This is a genomic window from Rossellomorea sp. DUT-2, from assembly GCF_052665285.1.
This window is the reverse complement of record NZ_JBQPEO010000006.1, coordinates 106,601-126,720: the sequence shown is the minus strand read 5'-3', so window position 1 is coordinate 126,720 and position 20,120 is coordinate 106,601. Positions and strand designations below refer to the sequence as shown.

At 43.1% G+C, this 20,120-nt stretch carries 15 protein-coding genes and 1 other annotated feature; of the genes, 6 read left to right on the top strand and 9 right to left on the bottom strand.

Annotation, left to right across the window (positions count from 1 at the left end; translation table 11 throughout):
- Positions 1-22 precede the first annotated feature (22 nt).
- Positions 23-1,855, bottom strand: coding sequence for a sensor domain-containing diguanylate cyclase (locus ACOSV2_RS20175; RefSeq protein ID WP_428976626.1), 1,833 nt, complete (start codon positions 1,853-1,855; stop codon positions 23-25).
- 41 nt (positions 1,856-1,896) lie between these two features.
- A complete protein-coding gene (locus ACOSV2_RS20170; protein WP_428976625.1) occupies positions 1,897-2,505 on the bottom strand; it encodes a hypothetical protein in 609 nt (202 codons plus the stop codon).
- 347 nt (positions 2,506-2,852) lie between these two features.
- Between ACOSV2_RS20170 and rpsD the strand changes: the two genes are divergently transcribed.
- The gene (gene rpsD / locus ACOSV2_RS20165; protein WP_113969771.1) at positions 2,853-3,455 is read left to right on the top strand and encodes a 30S ribosomal protein S4; all 603 of its coding nucleotides are present in this window, start codon (positions 2,853-2,855) and stop codon (positions 3,453-3,455) included.
- 652 nt (positions 3,456-4,107) lie between these two features.
- Here the strand turns inward: rpsD and tyrS are convergent.
- Positions 4,108-5,370 carry a tyrosine--tRNA ligase gene (gene tyrS / locus ACOSV2_RS20160; RefSeq protein ID WP_428976624.1) on the bottom strand — a complete coding sequence of 421 codons (1,263 nt, stop codon included), beginning with the start codon at positions 5,368-5,370 and terminating at the stop codon, positions 4,108-4,110.
- A gap of 52 nt (positions 5,371-5,422) precedes the next feature.
- Positions 5,423-5,632, bottom strand: a binding site (T-box leader).
- 187 nt (positions 5,633-5,819) lie between these two features.
- Between tyrS and ACOSV2_RS20155 the strand changes: the two genes are divergently transcribed.
- Positions 5,820-8,768 carry a transglycosylase domain-containing protein gene (locus ACOSV2_RS20155; protein WP_428976623.1) on the top strand — a complete coding sequence of 983 codons (2,949 nt, stop codon included), beginning with the start codon at positions 5,820-5,822 and terminating at the stop codon, positions 8,766-8,768.
- A gap of 6 nt (positions 8,769-8,774) precedes the next feature.
- Here the strand turns inward: ACOSV2_RS20155 and ACOSV2_RS20150 are convergent, their stop codons facing one another.
- Together ACOSV2_RS20150 and acsA are read right to left on the bottom strand one after the other, a co-directional pair.
- Positions 8,775-8,972 carry a hypothetical protein gene (locus ACOSV2_RS20150; RefSeq protein WP_428976622.1) on the bottom strand — a complete coding sequence of 66 codons (198 nt, stop codon included), beginning with the start codon at positions 8,970-8,972 and terminating at the stop codon, positions 8,775-8,777.
- Positions 8,973-9,019: 47 nt separating this feature from the next.
- On the bottom strand, positions 9,020-10,738 hold the full coding sequence (gene acsA, locus ACOSV2_RS20145) for an acetate--CoA ligase (RefSeq protein WP_428976621.1): 1,719 nt from the start codon (positions 10,736-10,738) through the stop codon (positions 9,020-9,022).
- Positions 10,739-10,991: 253 nt separating this feature from the next.
- Here acsA and ACOSV2_RS20140 point away from each other — a divergent pair, with 253 nt between their 5' ends.
- Genes ACOSV2_RS20140 through ACOSV2_RS20130 form a run of 3 tightly spaced genes read left to right on the top strand, consistent with a single transcriptional unit; the run spans position 10,992 to position 13,480 of the window.
- Positions 10,992-11,624 (top strand): GNAT family N-acetyltransferase, encoded by a 633-nt coding sequence (locus ACOSV2_RS20140; protein ID WP_113969775.1) that lies wholly within the window; start codon positions 10,992-10,994, stop codon positions 11,622-11,624.
- A gap of 36 nt (positions 11,625-11,660) precedes the next feature.
- The gene (locus ACOSV2_RS20135) at positions 11,661-12,308 is read left to right on the top strand and encodes an acetoin utilization AcuB family protein (protein WP_113969776.1); all 648 of its coding nucleotides are present in this window, start codon (positions 11,661-11,663) and stop codon (positions 12,306-12,308) included.
- Complete coding sequence (locus ACOSV2_RS20130; protein ID WP_113969777.1) at positions 12,305-13,480, top strand: acetoin utilization protein AcuC; 1,176 nt, start codon at positions 12,305-12,307, stop codon at positions 13,478-13,480. The genes ACOSV2_RS20135 and ACOSV2_RS20130 overlap by 4 nt, the downstream gene beginning before the upstream one ends.
- Positions 13,481-13,574: 94 nt before the next feature.
- Here ACOSV2_RS20130 and motS read toward each other — a convergent pair whose 3' ends face one another.
- The 4 genes from motS to ACOSV2_RS20110 form a co-directional block, all read right to left on the bottom strand.
- Positions 13,575-14,312, bottom strand: a complete 738-nt coding sequence (gene motS / locus ACOSV2_RS20125) for a flagellar motor protein MotS (RefSeq protein ID WP_428976620.1) — start codon at positions 14,310-14,312, stop codon at positions 13,575-13,577.
- Positions 14,302-15,120, bottom strand: coding sequence for a flagellar motor protein MotP (gene motP, locus ACOSV2_RS20120; protein ID WP_428976619.1), 819 nt, complete (start codon positions 15,118-15,120; stop codon positions 14,302-14,304). Before motP ends, motS begins: the two co-directional genes overlap by 11 nt.
- A gap of 60 nt (positions 15,121-15,180) precedes the next feature.
- Entirely contained in the window at positions 15,181-16,179 is a 999-nt protein-coding gene (gene ccpA / locus ACOSV2_RS20115) for a catabolite control protein A (protein ID WP_113969780.1), read from the bottom strand.
- 496 nt (positions 16,180-16,675) lie between these two features.
- On the bottom strand, positions 16,676-17,752 hold the full coding sequence (locus tag ACOSV2_RS20110; RefSeq protein WP_113969781.1) for a bifunctional 3-deoxy-7-phosphoheptulonate synthase/chorismate mutase: 1,077 nt from the start codon (positions 17,750-17,752) through the stop codon (positions 16,676-16,678).
- Positions 17,753-17,956: 204 nt separating this feature from the next.
- On the opposite strand from ACOSV2_RS20110, the gene ACOSV2_RS20105 reads away from it, so the two are divergent.
- Positions 17,957-20,110: a cell division protein FtsA gene (locus tag ACOSV2_RS20105; RefSeq protein ID WP_428976618.1), complete on the top strand. Its 2,154-nt coding sequence runs from the start codon at positions 17,957-17,959 to the stop codon at positions 20,108-20,110.
- Positions 20,111-20,120: the final 10 nt, after the last annotated feature.

The window sequence follows — 20,120 nt, the reverse complement described above, 5'->3', positions numbered from 1 at the left end:
GGCTCCGGGTTCCTGAACACTATCATTCCATGATGATCCCATCACAATCTTTCACAACCTGATTCTTACCATTATCTTTCGCATGATAGAGTGCTTCATCTGCTTTCTTCACTAATTCCTTTACAGACTTAGGGCACTGGTCGTCCCTTACCCTCCAAGTGGATAAGCCACAGGACAGCGTCACTGAAGGATCTGTATTTACTGGAATCTCCTCGATAATGCGTTGAGCAATTTCAGAACCAGCCTCATGATCAAGAGAGGGCAGATAGACCGCTAATTCTTCCCCTCCCCATCTGGCAACAAATCCATGATGACTGACGATTCCTTTAATCAGGTCCGCCACCCCGATAATAACTTCATCACCAATTTGATGACCGTAATTATCATTAATCGCCTTGAAATCATCTATATCGATCAACAGCAAGGTTCCCATTGAGTCCTTATTCATCGAAGATTCCATTTCTTCATCAAGATAATTCCGTGCGAATAATTTGGTCATATGATCGGTAATGACCATATGCTCGAGTTTCTCACGAAGGGTTGCATTGGTTATCGCCAGGGTCGAATGATGGATAAACGACTGAAGCAACTTGTACATATCAAATGAAAACATGTACGGTTCTTTATGTAACACTATGCAAAACCCTAACAGGGCTTCATTTTGAATCATTGGCACAGCCATGACGGAAGGAAAGACCACTCCCATATCGAATCGATCGCTTACATCACCTAAAAAGATGGCATCCCGTTCCTTCTCGATTCTCGCCTTTACATAAGAGATATACTTTTCACCTTCTTGTTCAAAAAAAACAGAAGAGCTTTCTTCCAGGATTCTGTATTCCCCTTTTTGAACCAGAACAAATCCGATGGCTGATGCTTGAAAGGATCGTTGAATCTGTTTCTTTAAAAACAGGACCGTATCCGTTAATCGTAAATTCAAATTTAACTGATGGGACGTTTCATTAATAAGTTGCAAATCGGTAATGAGTCTTTTGGATTGTTCATAAAGTTTGGCATTTTCAAGGGCATTCCCTGCCGTATAGGCAAGTAAGCGAATGAATTCGATCTTCTGTTCCGTAAAGGTGAAATGGGCCTTTGACTTCACCTCAAGAACACCATAGATCCCCTGTTTTCCTTTTAAAGGGGCATACAGGACATCCTTTTCCTTCACTTCGATACTCCCATTGACAAATGCCTGCATGGCAGACTCATTGGCACGATCAAAATCAAAGTTTTTAATGGGGAGTGTCCCGAATTCATACCGGTCGTTAGACAATAACAAGTGGAATTCATCGATTGGAAACACCTGCTTCAACGTTTCAATGATCTGCACGAGAAGCGTATGAACATCCCTGGTCGAGTGAAAGATCTCCGTTACTTTAAATAATTCCCTGTACCGTTTTTCATCATCGAGTACGGTCTGGATTCCATCTGTATGCTGTAAAAATTGATTGCTGGCTTCCCAAAAGGACTGGAGCCAGCTATCGTCTGCCTCTTCTTTGCGATCATCCCTCTTTACCAACAGAATCGCCAGAGGACTTCCATCTTTATTCGTAAAGTGAAAACGGATGGTAAAATCATCCTTTTCCTCAACCATAACAGGACGAACCATGTATTTCTCCTTAGTTTCAGCAAGCGTAAGGGGAACATCCTCATTGTCACTGGGGTGATATAAGAAATAGGCAGACTCGCTATAAAAATATAAAAATGCCCGATCAATATCAAGGCAGTCTTTAATCATGGTCAGCCACTTTTGCAAATGAGCAGAATAACCCAATTCAACTGACATTTCTTCATAGATTAAATCAAACAGCTTTGACTTATATTCAAGCAAAGAATTATGAACAACGTACATTTTTCTCACCCACACCTGAAAGGTTTGTGAAACTATTAACATCATTGACCCTGAGCCAGCACCAGATCTTCTTGTAATACCACGAGCCATAAGGACTTATCTGCCGATAAAGAATGGACTTCCACAGGATCAGCTTTTTGACCTGACCAATCCAGTGAAATCGGGTCTTTGTTCTCTTTAAAGGAAACCTCTATCAAATGCTTATGCTCCTCATATTTAAAAAGTTGTTTACTGGAAATCACCGAAGAAGGAGCATCCTTCTTCTCCTGTAAAACCTCTAAAGAGTTCGAAAATAACACCCATTGTTTCTTATCTAATTGGACCCAAATTCCAGCTTTATCTTTGGTGAGCCCTATCTTTTTCACTTTTTTCTGTAACGACACACTATGTAATACCTTAAAATAATACTGATTGCTTCTATCAAGTTCATATATAATAAGGACAGGCTGATCTTGAGCCATCTTTGCTACAGCGATGACGGGGTTCTGCTCTCTATTTCCTGCAGTTAGGACCTCCGCATGGATCGATTGCCCGGACTCATCCACTCTTTCCGGAGAATCGGAAGAATAAACAAACCCTCCGAAAACAACCAGGACGCACAGACCGATCAATACAAATCGAAGGGTCTTTTCTCTTTTTGATTCTTTCAACGACATTCACCTATTCAACATATTTTCCAACTTTTATTATATCACAAGAAATGACTTTTGGACTATTTTGTTTAGAGAACAACATTCGCAAGAATCTATGAAATCCGTTCATCTTACAATCCTTCCTTGACTTCTAGTCTCTCCCGTCATATAATATTCTTTGTGTAAAATAATGCAGCTTCAGTGAAGTCCTTTATGTTCGTATTTTGTTCCTCTACATATTGAGGTGTATCTTGTAACCCTCTGCTGCTAGGGCGAAGGTACATGAAAACAAAATGCACATAATTGTTTATTCACAGGTGTTTTTATTTTACAACAAAATAAAAACAATAAAGGAGGAGTCATTCATGGCTCGATATACTGGCCCAAGCTGGAAATTATCTCGTCGTCTTGGAATCTCTCTAAGCGGAACGGGTAAAGAATTAGAAAAGCGTCCTTACGCTCCTGGACAACATGGTCCTAACCAACGTAAAAAAATCTCTGAGTACGGTTTACAACTTCAAGAGAAGCAAAAACTTCGTCACATGTACGGAGTAACTGAGCGTCAATTCCGTAACCTATTTGACCAAGCTGGTAAATTACAAGGTAAACACGGTGAAAACTTCATGGCGCTACTTGAGTGCCGCCTGGATAACGTTGTTTATCGTTTAGGTCTTGCTCGTACTCGTCGTCAAGCACGTCAACTTGTTAACCACGGTCACGTTACAGTGAACGGATCTCGCGTAGACATCCCTTCATTCCGCGTACTTCCTGGTCAAACAATCTCAGTTCGTGAAAAATCACGTAACTTTGACATCATCAAAGAAGCGATGGAAGTGAACAGCTTTGTTCCTGAATTCCTAACTTTCGATGCTGACAAATTAGAAGGTACTTTCACACGCGTTCCTGAACGTTCTGAATTACCTGCTGAAATCAATGAAGCTCTTATCGTTGAGTTCTACTCTCGTTAATCTTTGTAAGAAAAACACTGTCCATTTTATGGGCAGTGTTTTTTTGTTTATAGTTTTTTCTTTTTTAATCGAATTGCAGGAATGTTTTCCCGTATACCCTGAAAAATTCTAAATCTATGTCCATGCCTGCACCTGAAAAATTTATGTTTTTTGGTGAAATAGATTCAATTCTACGATTTTAAGGTTGGGAAAGGATCTGGATGTTGTGATTGGATGGCATATGTAATTATGATTTTATACTCTCGTGCCCGTTTTTATCCATAACGATCTAATATTTAGGGTTATGTGTGAGGTTTATCTCTTTTTGAATGCCCGTAATTTGATTTATGAACGGATTTCAGCTCTTTAGGATTGAGCATCCCGATTTATGAACCGGTTTCTGCCATTTATTATCCGGAATCCCGTTTTATCCACCGGTTTCGTCTATTTATGAACCGGAATTCTGATATATGAGCCGTTTTACTCTATTTTTGACCCGAAATCCACATTTATGAACCTTTTGTCGAATAAACACGACTGATCCCTACTCACTCCCTCCTGTACATTCTTCCATACAGCGCACCTCCTAAGGAGCACTACTTAAAGATAAAAAAGCACGGTACCCGCTCCAATAAGAGAAACGGATACCGCACTGTCAGATTGAATACTAGTATTATACGTACTGAATTCTAAAATATTTCTTCTTTCCGCGGCGAATGATGGTAAATTGTCCTTCGATCATATCTTTTTCATCCATCACATGTTGAAGGTCTGTTACACGTTCACCGTTAAGGTAAACTGCACCATTTCCGACATCTTCACGAGCCTGTCGCTTGGATGGTGAGATTTTTGCATTTACAAGAAGGTCGATTAATCCGATCTCTTCTCCTTTAGGCTGTTCGAATGATGGAACATCTTTGAATCCTTCTAGAATTTCAGAAGCCGATAAAGATTTGATCTCACCACTGAATAATGCTTGTGTGATGCGGATGGCTTGATCCAGCGCTTCTTCACCATGAATCAGTTTTGTCATTTCTTCAGCCAATGCCTTTTGCGCCTTGCGAAGATGAGGTTCCGTTTCAACAGACTGTGCCAGAGCATCGATCTCTTCGTGTGAAAGGAATGTAAAGTATTTCAAGTATTTCACGACATCTGCATCAGCCGCATTGATCCAGAACTGGTAGAACTCGTAAGGAGATGTTTTATTCGCATCCAACCAAATTGCTCCACTTTCGGTTTTACCGAATTTACTTCCATCTGCTTTCGTTACAAGTGGAATCGTGAAACCGAACGCCTTCGTTTCTTCTTCATGGGTACGTCTGATCAGCTCAAGACCAGTCGTGATATTCCCCCACTGATCACTGCCTCCGATTTGAAGCTTACAATTGTAGTTGTCGTATAGATGATTGAAGTCCAGGGCTTGCAGAATGGTGTACGTAAATTCAGTGAACGAAATACCTGATTCCAGGCGTGACGCGATTGTATCTTTTGCCAGCATGTAATTCACACCCACATGCTTACCGAAATCACGAAGGAAAGTAACGACATCCATCGCTCCGATCCAGTCATAGTTATTCACCATCACTGCACCATTTTCCCCTTCAAAATCAAAGATGCTTTCCAACTGCACTTTAATGCTCGCCACATTCCCCTGAATCGCTTCAATTGTCTGCAGTTTACGTTCTTCATTTTTACCGCTCGGATCACCGATCAATCCGGTTGCCCCTCCTACTAGTACAAGTGGACGATGCCCTTGATTCTGGAAGCGTCTCAATGTTAAAAATGGAAGGAGATGCCCGATATGCATACTGTCTGCTGTCGGATCAATCCCGCAGTAAATGGAGATACTCTCTTTATTCAACAGGTCCTTCAACCCTTCAGCGTCCGTTTGTTGATACGTGATTCCACGCCATTCCAAGTCCTTTATCAAATCCATGTTATTTCCTCCTTTTTTGTAAAACAAGACAACAAAAAAGTCCCTGCATAAATGCAGGGACGCTGTCGCGCGGTACCACCCAAATTAAGGAATTACATCCTTCACTCATTAAAGATAACGGCTTTAACCGTTTGCTGCTACTAAAGGTTCACAGCAAAAGCTCCAGGATGTAATTCATCGGCCATTTGTGTCAGTTCACAGCAACCACTGACTCTCTTTATAACAGGGAAGGCAGACTACTTATTCCTCTCATTGCGATCACACGTTCATTTTTTTGTAAGTAAATCCGACTGTGTGCCGGATCGTCATTCATTTCGCTATATAAGGTTTTTACCATATTCTAAAATATTAGTCAACTAAACGCATGATAAAAGACCATTTTCTTTGACTTTTTACGACAGCCTTCCTGTAATTATGCTATAATGGGAATGTTCTGGGGGGAATGATATATGAAGGAAAAATGGAACAAATTACTCGAAAAACTAGACCCTGCAATCAGGTTCTTTTCAAATACTGGAGTTCAGAAACGAGCAAGAATTACATACGGAGTATTTTGGAACCTGTCCTTAATCCTTGTCGTACTATTTGTATTAGGTTTTGTATTTGCAGGAGGAGTTGGAGCGGGATATTTCGCTTCTCTCGTGAAGGAAGAACCGATACGTCCTTATGACCAAATGAAAAAGGACATTTACAACTACGAAGAAACGTCGAAGCTTTACTTCGCCAATGATGTCTATTTGGGGAAATTCCGAACAGACTTAGAGCGCGAAGAAGTGAAGCTTGAAGATGTTTCAGAAGATCTGCGAAATGCTGTTATTGCCACGGAAGATGAATACTTCAAAGAACATAACGGTGTCGTACCGAAAGCGATCATGCGTGCCGTACTTCAGGAATTCACCAATTCCTCCACTCAATCAGGTGGAAGTACACTTACACAACAGCTAATCAAAAACCAAATATTGACGAATGAAGTATCATTTGAAAGAAAAGCAAAGGAAATACTCCTCGCCCTTCGCTTGGAGCGTTTCTTTGAAAAGGACGAAATCCTGGAAGCGTACTTGAATGTAGCAACACTTGGACGTAATTCTTCCGGTCGCAATATCGCCGGAGTCCAATCTGCTGCCCAAGGGATATTTGGAGTGGACGCCAAGGACTTAACCTTGCCTCAATCTGCGTTCATTGCAGGACTTCCACAAGCTCCATTCTCTTACACTCCCTTTACGAATAGTGGAGAAATGAAAGAGAACCTGGAAGCCGGAATGAGCCGTAAAGACACTGTACTCTACAGAATGCACCGAGAAGGATATATTACAAAGAAAGAGTACGATGAAGCCGTTGCTTATGACCTATCGAAAGATTTCATCAAGCCTAAACCATCACCGAGTGAACAGTATCCATGGCTGACTGCCGAACTTGAAAGCAGGGCAGTGGATATCATGACGAATGTACTTGCCGAAAAAGACGGCTATTCAAAACAGGATCTTGAAAATAATGATGAACTGGAAGAAAAGTACCGAACGCTCGCGGACCGCAATGTCCGTCAAAGCGGCTATCAGATTCACTCAACCATCAATAAAAAAATCTATGATCAAATGCAAAAGACTAAAGATGCTTACGAAATGTATGGACCTCCGAAATATGTATCGGCAACTGACCCTGAAACAGGAGAAGAAGTGGAAGTACAGGAACCGGTTCAGGTCGGAGCGATCATGATTGAAAATAAAACGGGACGCATCATCAGTTTCATCGGTGGACGTAACTTTAAAACAGAACAAATCAACCACGCCACCCAGTCACTGAGATCGAACGGGTCTACCATGAAGCCATTACTTGCTTATGCACCGGCACTGGAATACGGATACATTTCACCTGGATCCCCTATTCCTGACGTTGGTGTAAACATCAATGGCTGGACGCCTGAAAACTACTCGCTTAATGAGCGTGGACTTTTCCCTGCAAGACATGCACTGGCAGAATCATTGAACTTACCTGCTGTAAGAACATATGCCAATATCTATAACCGAAATCCATTTAAAGAATTCCTTCTGAAAATGGGCTTTTCATCACTTACCAGCCGATATGATAATAACCTGTCACTTGCACTCGGAGCCACTACAAGTGGTGTAACAGTCGAAGAAAATGTAAATGCCTATACTACTTTTGCAAATGGCGGGAAATTCATAGATGCCTACATGATCGATAAAATTGTCGATCAAGATGGCAATGTGGTATTCGAACATAAAGTAGAACCGGTGGATGTATTCAGTCCGCAGACTGCTTACCTTGCCATCGATATGATGAGAGATACCCTGGATCATTCACTGGGTACGGGACGTTATGCGAAGAAATTCCTGAACTTTGGTTCTGACTGGGCCGGGAAATCCGGAACGAGTCAGGAATACAAGGATCACTGGTTTGTGGCATCCAATCCGAGCATTACATTCGGAACATGGTTCGGATATGACACACCTTCTTCCTTAAATACACCGGGATCCCGGGCACAGTATGGACATTATGGATTACGTAATATCCGTTTATGGTCATACTTATTGAATGACACGAGGGACTTGGCTCCTGAACTGATTGATCCCGATGCACAATTCCAGCAGCCGGAAGGTGTTGTAAGAAGATCCTTCTGCTCGATTTCGGGATTGCTGCCATCAGAAGCATGCAGTCAGGCCGGGTTAGTAAAAAGTGACTTATTCAACGCTAAATATGTACCGACCAAAACCGATGACAGCTTACTCATGAGCCGCTATGTCATGGTAAACGGAAAGAAATATTTAGCTCTGCCTAATACGCCGGAAGAGTTTTCACAGCCGGGAGTGATCTTGAATCCTGACTTTGTGAAGAATGTATTTGGTTCTGTACCTGGCGATCCAAACAAACTCATTCCGGAAGGTGACAATCGATTCAAAAATGTTCTGATTGCCGAAAACAAAATTTCAGACGATGGAGCAGCTCCAGGAACCGTAAGAGCAAGTGCTAATGGTAATACCATCACTTGGACCCCTTCTGCAAGCGGGGATGTCGTTGGATACCGTGTATATAGTAAATCCGGCGGCAAAGTCGGCAGTGTCAAGTCTGGCGGGAGTTATTCAGTTTCCGTTGGAAATGGTGATTTCTATGTGGTTGCCGTTGATGTAGCTGGAAAACAATCTGCATCTTCCAACACTGTACAAATCGGTAAACCAGAGCCAAAACCGGAACCGAAGCCTGAGAAGCCGGCAACGGATCCGAAACCGCCTGGTGATAAACCGGCCGATCCTCCCCCTAAACCAGACAAGCCTGAGCCGCCACCGCCACCACCAGCTGATGATGGCGGTGGCGACGGCGGCGGTGACGATGGAGGAACCGAGCCACCGACTGAACCTGAACCACCTGCTGAGCAGAATTAGATCGCACTATAAAAAACGAGCAAAAGTATTTACTTTTTGCTCGTTTTTTTGTTGAATGATGGGTGCAGGAATGGACTGTGACTTCTGGTATGATGTTTTGGACTCCCTTTGCTCTTTCATGCCATTTTGGAAATTTATCTGCCATATATTGATTTTATCTGCCACTTCTAATAAATCGACAAATTCCGCCCTTCTCTCCCCCACACCAAAAAAGAACCCCTACTCATCAAGTAGAGGTTCTTTAAAATCTATTAATCTTCCATTGTACTTAAATCACCGGTAGGAAGGTCTAGTTCCCATGCCTTCAACACGCGACGCATGATTTTTCCGCTTCGTGTTTTGGGCAGCTTGTCTCTGAATTCGATTTCTCTTGGAGCCGCATGGGCAGCCAATCCTTTTTTCACGAATTGACGAATCTCTTCTTTCAGCTCATCTGTCACTTCGTAGCCATCGCGAAGAGCGATAAACGCTTTGATGATTTCGCCGCGAACCGGATCTGGTTTTCCAATGACACCTGCTTCGGCGACTGCCGGATGTTCTACAAGCTTGCTTTCTACCTCAAACGGACCTACTCGTTCCCCGGACGTCATGATGACATCATCAATCCGGCCCTGGAACCAGAAATAACCGTCTTCATCCATATAAGCTGAATCTCCTGAAACATACCAGTCGCCAGGCATGAAGTATGAGTCATACTTCTGTGGATTATTCCAGATCTGGTTCATCATGGATGGCCAGCCTTTTTTGATCGCCAAGTTCCCCATGCGGTAAGGAGGCACTTCATTTCCTTGATCATCCACAATCGCCGCTTTCACTCCCGGGAATGGTTTCCCCATGGATCCAGGCTTGATTTCCAAGCTCGGATAGTTACAGATCAATTGACCGCCTGTTTCAGTCATCCACCAAGTATCATGGATGCGCAGGTTGAATACTTTCATTCCCCAGCGGACAACCTCAGGGTTTAAAGGCTCTCCTACGCTCAGGATATGACGAAGGGAGCTTAAGTCGAATTGCTTCACCACTTCATCACCGGCACCCATCAACATCCTGAAGGCCGTTGGAGCACTGTACCAGACCGTCACTCCATAATCTTCAATCGTTTGATACCAGTTCTCCGGCTTGAAGCGTCCCCCTACAATGACGTTCGAGGCACCTGTCAGCCACGGACCGAAGATTCCATACGAAGTCCCTGTGACCCAGCCCGGATCCGCTGTACACCAATACACATCCTCTTCCTGAAGGTCGAGCACCCACTTGGAAGTTTGATAATGTTGGATCATAGCGTTATGGACATGAAGGACCCCTTTTGGTTTTCCGGTGGACCCTGATGTATAGTGAAGGATCAACCCATCGTTCCGGTCTACCCATTCTACTTGCAGTTTATTGCTCGCTTCAGCAAATTTACTCATAAAGTCTACATGGACATCGTCCTCCTGTACATCTTCCCCAATTAAGAAAACATGCTTTAGGTTCGGAAGTTCACTTACGGGAACCCTCTTCAATAGCTCGGGAGTTGTAATCAGTACCTTTGCTTCACTATCCTCTAAACGATCACGAACGGCTCCCTCCATGAATGCTTCAAACAGCGGACCGACGATGGCACCCAGTTTGATTGCACCTAATACGGAGAAATACAATTCCGGTGATCTTGGCATGAAGATGAAGACACGGTCACCTTTTTCAACATCCCCAAAACGCTTCAATACATTTCCTGCTTTGTTCGACATCTTCTTCATATCAGAGTACGTATATTTTTCATCACGTTCTGCATCTCGGTAATAAAGAGCGACTTTATTCTTCCTGAAAGATACTGCATGTCGGTCGATCGCTTCATGAGCCAGATTGACTCGACCTGTTTCCGCCCATGAAAATTCTTTTTCGACATCTTTCCAATCAAATGATTCATACGTATTTTCATAGCTTTCAAGATTATAGTTTCCCTTCGTTACTGGTAACGCTTCCACTTTCATATACCGCATCCCCCTTATGTAAGAAATTACAATCTTATTATAGTATAAATTTTATATTTTCTCAATTTTTTAAAAAATCCGCCTAAAAGTACTCTTTGGTGTGTTTCTTATAAAAACTCTTCAAACCCTTGTTCCAGATAGGTATTGCAGAATAATTTCCTTGCTTCAAACGTCTGAAAATTTCGTGAAAGCGCTATACATTTATCAATTTCATGTATAATGGACTTGAGGAATATCTTTAGGTGGTGTCCAGATGAAATTGAAAAAAACCTATAATGCAACAGAATTGAAAACAACAAAGGGAAATATCATTATTGAAGGCCCTATATCCGCTGAAGAATTAGCCAGGCTTGACTTTCACGAGGACTTGGTCGCTTTCAGACCTCCTGCCCAACAGCATAAAGCCCTTGTAGAGATTGCGAGTTTACCAGAAGGCCGAATCCTGATTGCGAGAGATAATCATACGATTGTTGGATATGTTACATATTTATATCCAGATCCCCTTGAACGCTGGTCTCAAGGAAAAATGGATAATCTGATTGAGCTTGGAGCAATCGAAGTCATCCCCAAATTCCGCGGGGCTTCCGTCGGAAAGAATCTATTAAAGGTTTCCATGATGGATGATTATATGAATGACTACATCGTCATTACGACTGAATATTATTGGCATTGGGACTTAAAAGGGACTGGCCTGAACGTGTGGGAATATCGTAAAGTGATGGAAAAAATGATGAACGCCGGCGGATTGGAATATTACGCAACGGATGACCCTGAAATCAGTTCCCATCCAGCTAATTGTTTAATGGCGAGAATCGGTACCAGAGTGGATCCGGATTCCATCCAACGATTTGATCAACTGAGGTTTATGAATCGTTTTATGTATTAATGGAATTCTGACAAGTTTTCTAAAGGGGTGGAGAACGTGATTGTAGAAGAAATTATGAAAACGAAAGTCGAAACACTATGTGCAGACGATACTATTGAAACAGCCATAAAATTAATGCGGGAAAAAAAGATCAAGCATATCCCGATTACCAATCGTGATATGGAAGTGATCGGGATCGTGAGTGACCGTGATGTAAAAGATGGGACCCCATCTATTTTTCATGATGAGTCCTCAACCAGTGAATTGCAGAATCCGCTTAAATTGATCATGAAGAAAGATGTGATCACAGGTCATCCTCTGGATTTTGTCGAAGAGGTTGCGGCACTCTTTTATGAGCACCGGATCAGCTGCCTTCCTATTTTGAAGGAAAAGAAGCTCGTCGGAATCATTACTGAAACAGACCTGTTGTACACTCTCATCCAACTGACGGGAGCCCACCAACCCGGCTCTCAAATCGAAGTGAAAGTCCCGCATAAAGCAGGGATTCTTTACGAGGTAGCCGGTATCATCAGAAGGAATAACTCCAATATTCAAAGTGTGCTCGTGTATCCGGATAAAAAGGACGAACAGTATAAAATCCTTGTGTTCCGAGTAAGAACGATGAATCCGATGAATGTGATCAATGATCTGAAAAAAGAAGGATATGACGTGTTATGGCCAAACATGCCAGGAATCTCATCATGACCAAGGATGCTGTTTTCATCTATTCAGACGAACTCCTCGGGTATCGGTTCTCTGATGAGCATCCTTTCAATCAAACCCGATTGACCCTGACGATGGACTTACTCAAAGAAGCAAACGCTCTTCAATCAGATGAAATCGTTCCACCACGAATGGCTACTGATGAAGAGTTATTTCTTAATCACGATCCCAACTATGTAAGCGCCGTCAAACGAGCGAGTGTCGGCCAACTCTCTCAAGATCAGGCAGAAGGGTTTGGAATTGGTACAGAAGATACACCGATGTTTCAAGGAATGCATGAAGCGAGTGCTTATTTGGTAGGCGGGACGTTAACGGCCGTTGATCTTGTCATGACGGGAAAAGCGAAGCATGCCCTCCATCTCGGCGGTGGTCTGCATCATGGTTTCAAAGGAAAAGCATCAGGATTCTGTATTTATAACGACAGTTCAGTGGCGATCCGCTACTTGCAGGAAAAGTACGGTGCCCGGGTACTATACGTCGATACAGATGCTCATCACGGAGATGGCGTTCAGTGGTCCTTTTATGATGATCCCGACGTGTGTACCCTTTCCATCCATGAGACGGGTCGTTACCTCTTCCCAGGGACAGGCAATATTAATGAGCGCGGTCACGGAAAAGGATATGGGTATTCGTTCAATATCCCCCTCGATGCCTTTACAGAAGATGAATCGTGGCTCGAAGCTTACGAAACGTCCTTTCGTGAAGTGATTGAATTCTTCAAGCCGGACGTCATATTGACTCAAAACGGGGCAGATGCCCATTATTATGATCCACTCACCCACCTTTCGGCTACCATGAATATATACCGGGAAATCCCGCGTATCGCCCACGAGTTGGCTCATGAGTACTGCGGGGGCAAATGGATTGCCGTTGGGGGCGGGGGCTACGACATTTGGAGAGTGGTTCCGAGAGCCTGGGCGCTGATTTGGATGCAAATGACCGATCGATTGGACCGCACCTCTTCATTCCCTGCTAAATGGACGGAACGCTGGCAAAGTAAAGCAGGGGTCACCCTGCCATCTGAATGGTGGGATAGACCTGACATTTACAAGCCTATTCCGAGAAAAGGCGAAATCACGGAGAAGAATAAGCAAACCGTAGAGAAAGCTCTCTACTCCATACGGCAGCAGCTCAGGCAAAAGCCCGGTAGTTAAACAAGGCGGAGGCGGCTCGTTCAAAGGCGACAAGCATAAGGCAAGAATACGAAAAAACCAAGGTACTCTCATCCCATTGAGAAGTCCTTGGTTTTTATTGTTCCTCATATGCAGGATCTGTTATGATCACTTCCACACGCCTGTTCTTTTGAAGATTTTCCCTTGTGTCATTAGGTGCAATGGGTCGTGTGTCCCCATATCCGACGGCAATGAAACGCTTCGGATCTAAGTTCTCGGTTTGAACGAGATACCGGATCACACTGCTTGCCCTTGCAGAGGAGAGCTCCCAGTTTGATGGAAACCGATATGTACCGATGGGACGATTATCTGTATGTCCCTCCACTTTCACGAAGTTTGGGATTCTCGATAAGAGATCGCCCACTTTATTTAAGAACGGATAAGCCTCCTCAAGGACCGTTGCTTCACCTGAAGCAAACAGGGCTTGCTCCTGTAGGACCAGCACGACTCCACGCTCGGTTCTTGTGGCCACTACAACGTCACTTAGTTTGTTTTCATTTAAGTAGCTTTGAATATCGGCTAAAAGTTGATTCAACTCTTTATCGGTTCCCTCACTGTTCTGAGGCTGAGTTTTCTCCCTCTCCATTTCAGGCTCGGCAGAGGGATTCTCGAATGGGATGACAGAAGGATAAAACTCGAGTATTTGACGCTGCTGAAAGGAATCAGCGATGGTCCTGAATTTCACGATATCAATTTGAGACATGGAAAATAGTAAAATAAAGAATACGAGAATAAGAGTAATGAGATCAGAAAAGGTTACCATCCATTTCGGTGCACCCGTGGGCTGAGACGGTTGTCTTCGTCTACGCATCATGGAATGTTGCCTCCTCTTGCTTCCTGCCAGCAGAGTACATCTCCAGTTCCTCATTGGATAAGAACACTCTCAGTTTCTCTTCCAATATTTTCGGATTTTGACCGGATTGTACCCCGACGACACCTTCAATCACGATTTGTTTCATAAACACTTCTTTTTCTGTTTTCATCGCTAATTTGGATGCCATGGGCAGGAAGACAAGATTTGCAAGAATCGATCCATATAGAGTCGTTAATAAGGCGATGGCCATATTAGGTCCTAATGACGCTGGGTCATTTAAATTCTTCAGCATCAGTACGAGACCAATCAAGGTCCCGATCATCCCCCAGGCAGGCGCATACTCCCCAGCCTTATCCAGTAAACTTTTATTTTTACGATGCCGCTCTTCTAAAGCGATGATCTCGGCATTCATGATATCGACAATCACGTCCTGCTCAATTCCATCGACGGCTAACAGGACTCCTTTTCGAATGAAAGGATCCTCGACCTCTTCCACTTCCGCCTCTAATGAGAGAAGACCTTCTCTCCTGGCTTTTTCTGATAGCGTCACAAACGTGCGAATGAGGCCTTGAAGATCGTATTCCTCGTCACGAAAGGATTCTCTCATCACTTTCCCCAATTGCTTCAATTCCTTAATAGAGAAGCTGACCAGCATGGCAGCGACCAAACCGCCTATCACAACAAACATGGACGGCAGATCTACGAAGGAACTGAAGCCTGTAATACCAGCGTTCGTGATGATGGCGAAAGCGACGAATAGAAACCCAACTACAACCCCGATCGGTGTAAGAACATCAAGCTTTTTCATTTTGACTCTCCCTACAAAAATAAGTTCTGTTTGTCTTTACCTTTTATATCGACAAACTTCTTATTTTGTTGAGTTCCGATGTTCAAGTCGATGAGGAAGAACAACTGTGGATTCTTCAACCGTTTCTTTGTTCATATATTTCGTTAATAATCTCATCGCCACAGCCCCGATATCATATAAAGGCTGAACAACTGAGGTTAACTGTGGTCGAACCATAAGCGCCAGTCTTGTGTTATCAAAGCTGATTACTTCAACTTCATCAGGAATGGACACGTTTTGATCCTGAGCGCCGTGAACGACTCCAAGGGCCGTCTCATCATTTCCGACGAATATAGCGGTCGGCTTGTCCCCAAGCTCAGAAAACTTCTGCCAGGCTTCAAGTCCTGAGTCATAGGTGTACTCACCTTCAACAACCAGGTCGTCACTATATTCCACTCCGGCTTTAGCGAGGGCTTCGCGATACCCTTCTAATTTAAACTTCATGTTGATTGTATCGTGGAAAGGACCGCTTACAAATCCAATTCGCTTATGTCCTTTTTCCAACAATTCCGTAACAGCATCGTAGGAAGCCGCTTTGTAGTCGATATTAACGGAAGGAACTTTGTTTGTTTCTTCCACAGCTCCAGCTAATACGATCGGAACCGGGGAACGCTCGAATTCCTGAACGTGTTCCTCGGAAATGTGCCCGCCAAGGAACAGGATTCCGTCCACTTGTTTACCAAGCATCGTGTTGAGAAGATGAAGTTCCTTCTCCACATTTTGATCTGAGTTACTTAAGATAATATTGTACTTGTACATCGTTGCGATATCTTCGATTCCACGTGCCAATTCAGCATAGAAAATATTAGAGATATCCGGAATGATGACTCCGACCGTTGTTGTTTTCTTACTTGCAAGTCCCCTTGCTACAGCATTCGGACGATATCCAAGGCGGTCAATGACCTCCAGTACTTTCTTTCTTGTTGCCGGCTTAACATTGGGATTTCCGTTGACCACACGTGAAACGGTTGCCATGGAAACATTTGCTTCTCTTGCTACATCATATATTGTAACGTTCATAGCTAACTCTCCTTTACTCTTCTACTCATTTATTTATCTTATTTTACACTAAATAAACCTAAAGAAAAAAGCGATTACAATAGTTTGTTAAAAAATGCACATATTTATATTCACGTTAGTGTTTTTTCAATGTATATAGGTTATTTATCTGCAATTACCTTGATAATCATACGACAGTCTCTATATTCGTGCAACGACTGTGCCTTGTCTTAATAAAAAGTTCATTCTGGCATGGTGAAAAATCGACGAACAGTATACAGGCTTACTGGTAGAAGAGTATGCGTTTCGCTGATATATTTGGGATTACGCTGATAAAATGAATTTTGCGCTGATATCCTCAATGGAGTTTTTATGGTTCACCTGAAATTTACGCATTATTGGGTTCATCTGCAGCTCATATGTAAAAAAGCACTCCAAATGACAGCAGAAAAACATTTTATAAATCAAAAACAAAGGGTTGAATCCCATCAATAGGATCCAACCCTTCTCTTATATATTATACCTCGATCGTTCTTCCTTTTAACAGCTCCTGATAGAAGTGATCAAATTGATCTAAATCCATTTGTTGGGCAGAATCGGATAAGGCAACGGCAGGATCAGGATGAACCTCAGCCATTACACCATCTGCACCGATGGCAAGTGCTGCTTTCGCCGTTGGAAGCAACAGATCTCTGCGTCCGGTTGAGTGCGTTACATCCACAAATACTGGCAGATGCGTTTCTTGCTTAAGAATTGGGACAGCTGAAATGTCCAATGTGTTTCTTGTCGCTTTTTCGTACGTACGAATTCCACGCTCACAAAGGATGATGTCTCCATTACCTTGTGAAATGATATATTCTGCTGCGTTGATGAATTCATCGATCGTTGCAGCTAAACCGCGTTTAAGCAATACGGGCTTCTTCACTGCTCCTGCTGCTTTTAACAGCTCGAAGTTTTGCATATTTCTCGCTCCGATTTGAATCACATCGATATATTCCAATGCGGGTTCGATATCGGCGGGATTCACGATCTCACTGACGACAGCCAGATCATATTCATCGGCCACTTTTTTTAGAATTTTTAAGCCTTCAATGCCGAGGCCCTGGAAGTCATAAGGTGACGTTCTCGGTTTGAACGCTCCGCCTCGAAGTAATTTAAGCCCTTTTGCTTTGACGGCTTTGGCCACTTCTGCCACTTGCTCGTAAGATTCAACCGCACATGGACCGAAAATGAAGTGAGGCTTTCCGTCACCAATTGAATCTCCGTTGATCGTTACAATCGTATCATCCGGTTTCTTTTTACGGGAAACCAGCAGTGCTTTACGGTGATCATCTTTTTGAAGCTCCAAACCGGCTTTAAAGATTTCTTTAAAAATATGTTCAACGGTCGAATGTTCAAATGGACCATTATTATTTTCTTTGATCAGATTAAGCATGCCTCTTTCTCGAACAGGATCATAGCGGTATACTCCTTGAGTTTCCTTGACACGCCCGATTTCCTGAACTAGTTTAGCACGTTCATTAATGGTGTCTAATAGTTTTAAGTTCATCTCGTCTACTTGTTTTCGTAATTGATCGAGCTCTTGATTACTCACAATACAGCACCCTTTCTTTTTTTATCCTGTTCATACGTAAAAACTGTTATAGTTTTAAGAAAGTATGATACATTTTTGATATTGAAACTTATTATAATAGAACATATCCAAAATGTCACGATAAAATTCTTTATTAATTAGACGCTTTTAAGCGCTAAAGTATTTAGTATTGTATGAGAATAGGCTAAAGTAGGTGAACACTAATTGAAAAATACGCAAAAAATATTTGCTTTGGACATCGGAACCCGATCGGTCGTCGGGATTATTTTAGAAGAAATAAACGGAATATTTCAAGTTTCAGATATTTTAGTAGAAGAGCATAAAAAGAGAGCCATGCTGGATGGTCAGATTCATGACGTTCCAGCAGTTGCCGAGGTCATTTCTTCCATTAAAGCACAATTGGAGAAGATACATGGTCCCCTTCATAAAGTGTGTGTTGCAGCTGCCGGAAGAGCTCTAAAAACGGAAACCGCAGCTTCCACATTAACTATAAAAGGGAAACCACTTCTTCAAAAAAACGATATCCTCCATCTCGAATTAAGTGCTGTCCAACATGCTCAAGCATTGGCTGCAGAGAACGAAAATGATGCGAAGGGCTATCACTATTACTGTGTTGGTTATTCCGTCCTTTTTTACCGTTTGGATGGTGAGGAAATCGGCAGCCTCATCGATCAGCAGGGGGAAGAGGCCACCGTCGAGATCATCGCAACCTTCCTTCCACGTGTCGTGGTTGAATCCCTGATTGCGGCATTGAACCGGGCGGGCCTTGAAATGGAGGCCCTGACCTTGGAGCCTATCGCTGCGATCAATGTGCTGATTCCAGAATCCATGAGACGACTCAATGTAGCCCTCGTTGATATCGGAGCAGGAACATCCGATATCGCCCTTACCAATCTGGGCACAGTCATTGCCTATGGAATGGTTCCGACAGCCGGCGATGAAATAACAGAAGCCATCAGCAATGAACTGTTGCTGGATTTTCCTTTAGCCGAGCAAGCAAAAAGGGAGATTCATTCCGGAGAGGAGATTACGGTTACCGATATTCTTGGTTTTGAAACGAGTTTCCCTGTACTGGAGGTCGTGGAGAGAATTGGTCCAGCTGTCGATCGTTTAGCCGGGGAGATTTCTAAGGAGATTCTCCGTCTGAACAATGGAAAACCTCCACAAGCTGTCATGTTGGTAGGAGGAGGCAGCTTAACACCTGAGCTCCCGGGCAAATTAGCGTCATCCTTACAACTTCCACACAACAGGGTCGCTGTAAGAGGCGTGGAGGCGATTCAGAATATCACCATATTGGATGAAGTAACGAAAGGACCGGAACTCGTTACACCTATCGGGATCGCCATTGCCGCTAAACAGACACCTGTTCAATACGTCACAGCCCACGTGAACAATCAACCGGTCCGATTATTTGAAGTAAAGGACTTAACGGTCGGGGACTGTATATTGGCTGCCGGCTTAAAACTGATTAAGTGGCACGGGGTTCCAGGGAATGGTTTCTTTGTAACCGTCAATGGGCAAGATATATCCTTACCAGGAGGTCACGGTCAGGCACCTCTTATTGAAAAAAACGGTCAGCCCAGTGCACTGGACGAAAAAATCAACCATAACGATATGATCACTGTTCACAAAGGAGAGAACGGGACTTCACCACATGTAACCATTGGAGATCTATTAGACACCTCTTCTAAACAGATTGTGATAGATGAGAATCCTTTTTTACTGGCTCCACTCGTCTACAGAAACGATCAACCTGCATCTCTTGAGGAAATCATTCAGGACCGTGATTCTATCCGGATCGAATTAATGGAATCACTCTTCGACGTGTTAAAGCATTCAGGCTATGAGGAATGGTTAGAAAGCACTAAGCCCTATCGTATTTCCATCAATGGTAAAGACACCTTCTTCCCTGCATATAGTGGAAAGCTGTTCATCAACGGTTTTGAGGCGAAGCTTTCATCAAAGATTCAACAAGACGATATCATTTCATATAAACCAGGCTTTACTCCAACGGTAAAAGAGATTCTCGCCAAGAAACAGCTCACCACAGGGGCTTCTATCACTATTACTTTTAACGGAAAGAAAGTAGAGCTTATGAAAGAGAGCAGCCGTGTTTATCGCAATGGCAGCAGACTTGAAATGGACGATCGATTGATTTCTGGGGATTCGATTGAAGTAGAAGAACAACAAATAAGCTCATTTATTTTCCAGGACTTATTTAACACTGTTGAGATCAACATGCCTTCTCATGCTAACGGAAGCTTCGTGCTCTTGAAAAACGGAGAGGAAACCACCTTTTATGAAGAAATTCAACAGGGGGATGAACTCGAAATCGTCTGGCCTCAGTCCACACGCTGAAAGAAAGAAT

Coding starts and splice junctions, on each gene's coding strand:
- ACOSV2_RS20175 (WP_428976626.1), bottom strand. CDS start 1,855: ATGTACGTTGTTCATAATTCTTTGCTTGAATATAAGTCAAAGCTGTTT.
- rpsD (WP_113969771.1), top strand. CDS start 2,853: ATGGCTCGATATACTGGCCCAAGCTGGAAATTATCTCGTCGTCTTGGA.
- tyrS (WP_428976624.1), bottom strand. CDS start 5,370: ATGGATTTGATAAAGGACTTGGAATGGCGTGGAATCACGTATCAACAA.
- ACOSV2_RS20155 (WP_428976623.1), top strand. CDS start 5,820: ATGAAGGAAAAATGGAACAAATTACTCGAAAAACTAGACCCTGCAATC.
- acsA (WP_428976621.1), bottom strand. CDS start 10,738: ATGAAAGTGGAAGCGTTACCAGTAACGAAGGGAAACTATAATCTTGAA.
- ACOSV2_RS20140 (WP_113969775.1), top strand. CDS start 10,992: ATGAAATTGAAAAAAACCTATAATGCAACAGAATTGAAAACAACAAAG.
- ACOSV2_RS20130 (WP_113969777.1), top strand. CDS start 12,305: ATGACCAAGGATGCTGTTTTCATCTATTCAGACGAACTCCTCGGGTAT.
- motS (WP_428976620.1), bottom strand. CDS start 14,312: ATGATGCGTAGACGAAGACAACCGTCTCAGCCCACGGGTGCACCGAAA.
- motP (WP_428976619.1), bottom strand. CDS start 15,120: ATGAAAAAGCTTGATGTTCTTACACCGATCGGGGTTGTAGTTGGGTTT.
- ccpA (WP_113969780.1), bottom strand. CDS start 16,179: ATGAACGTTACAATATATGATGTAGCAAGAGAAGCAAATGTTTCCATG.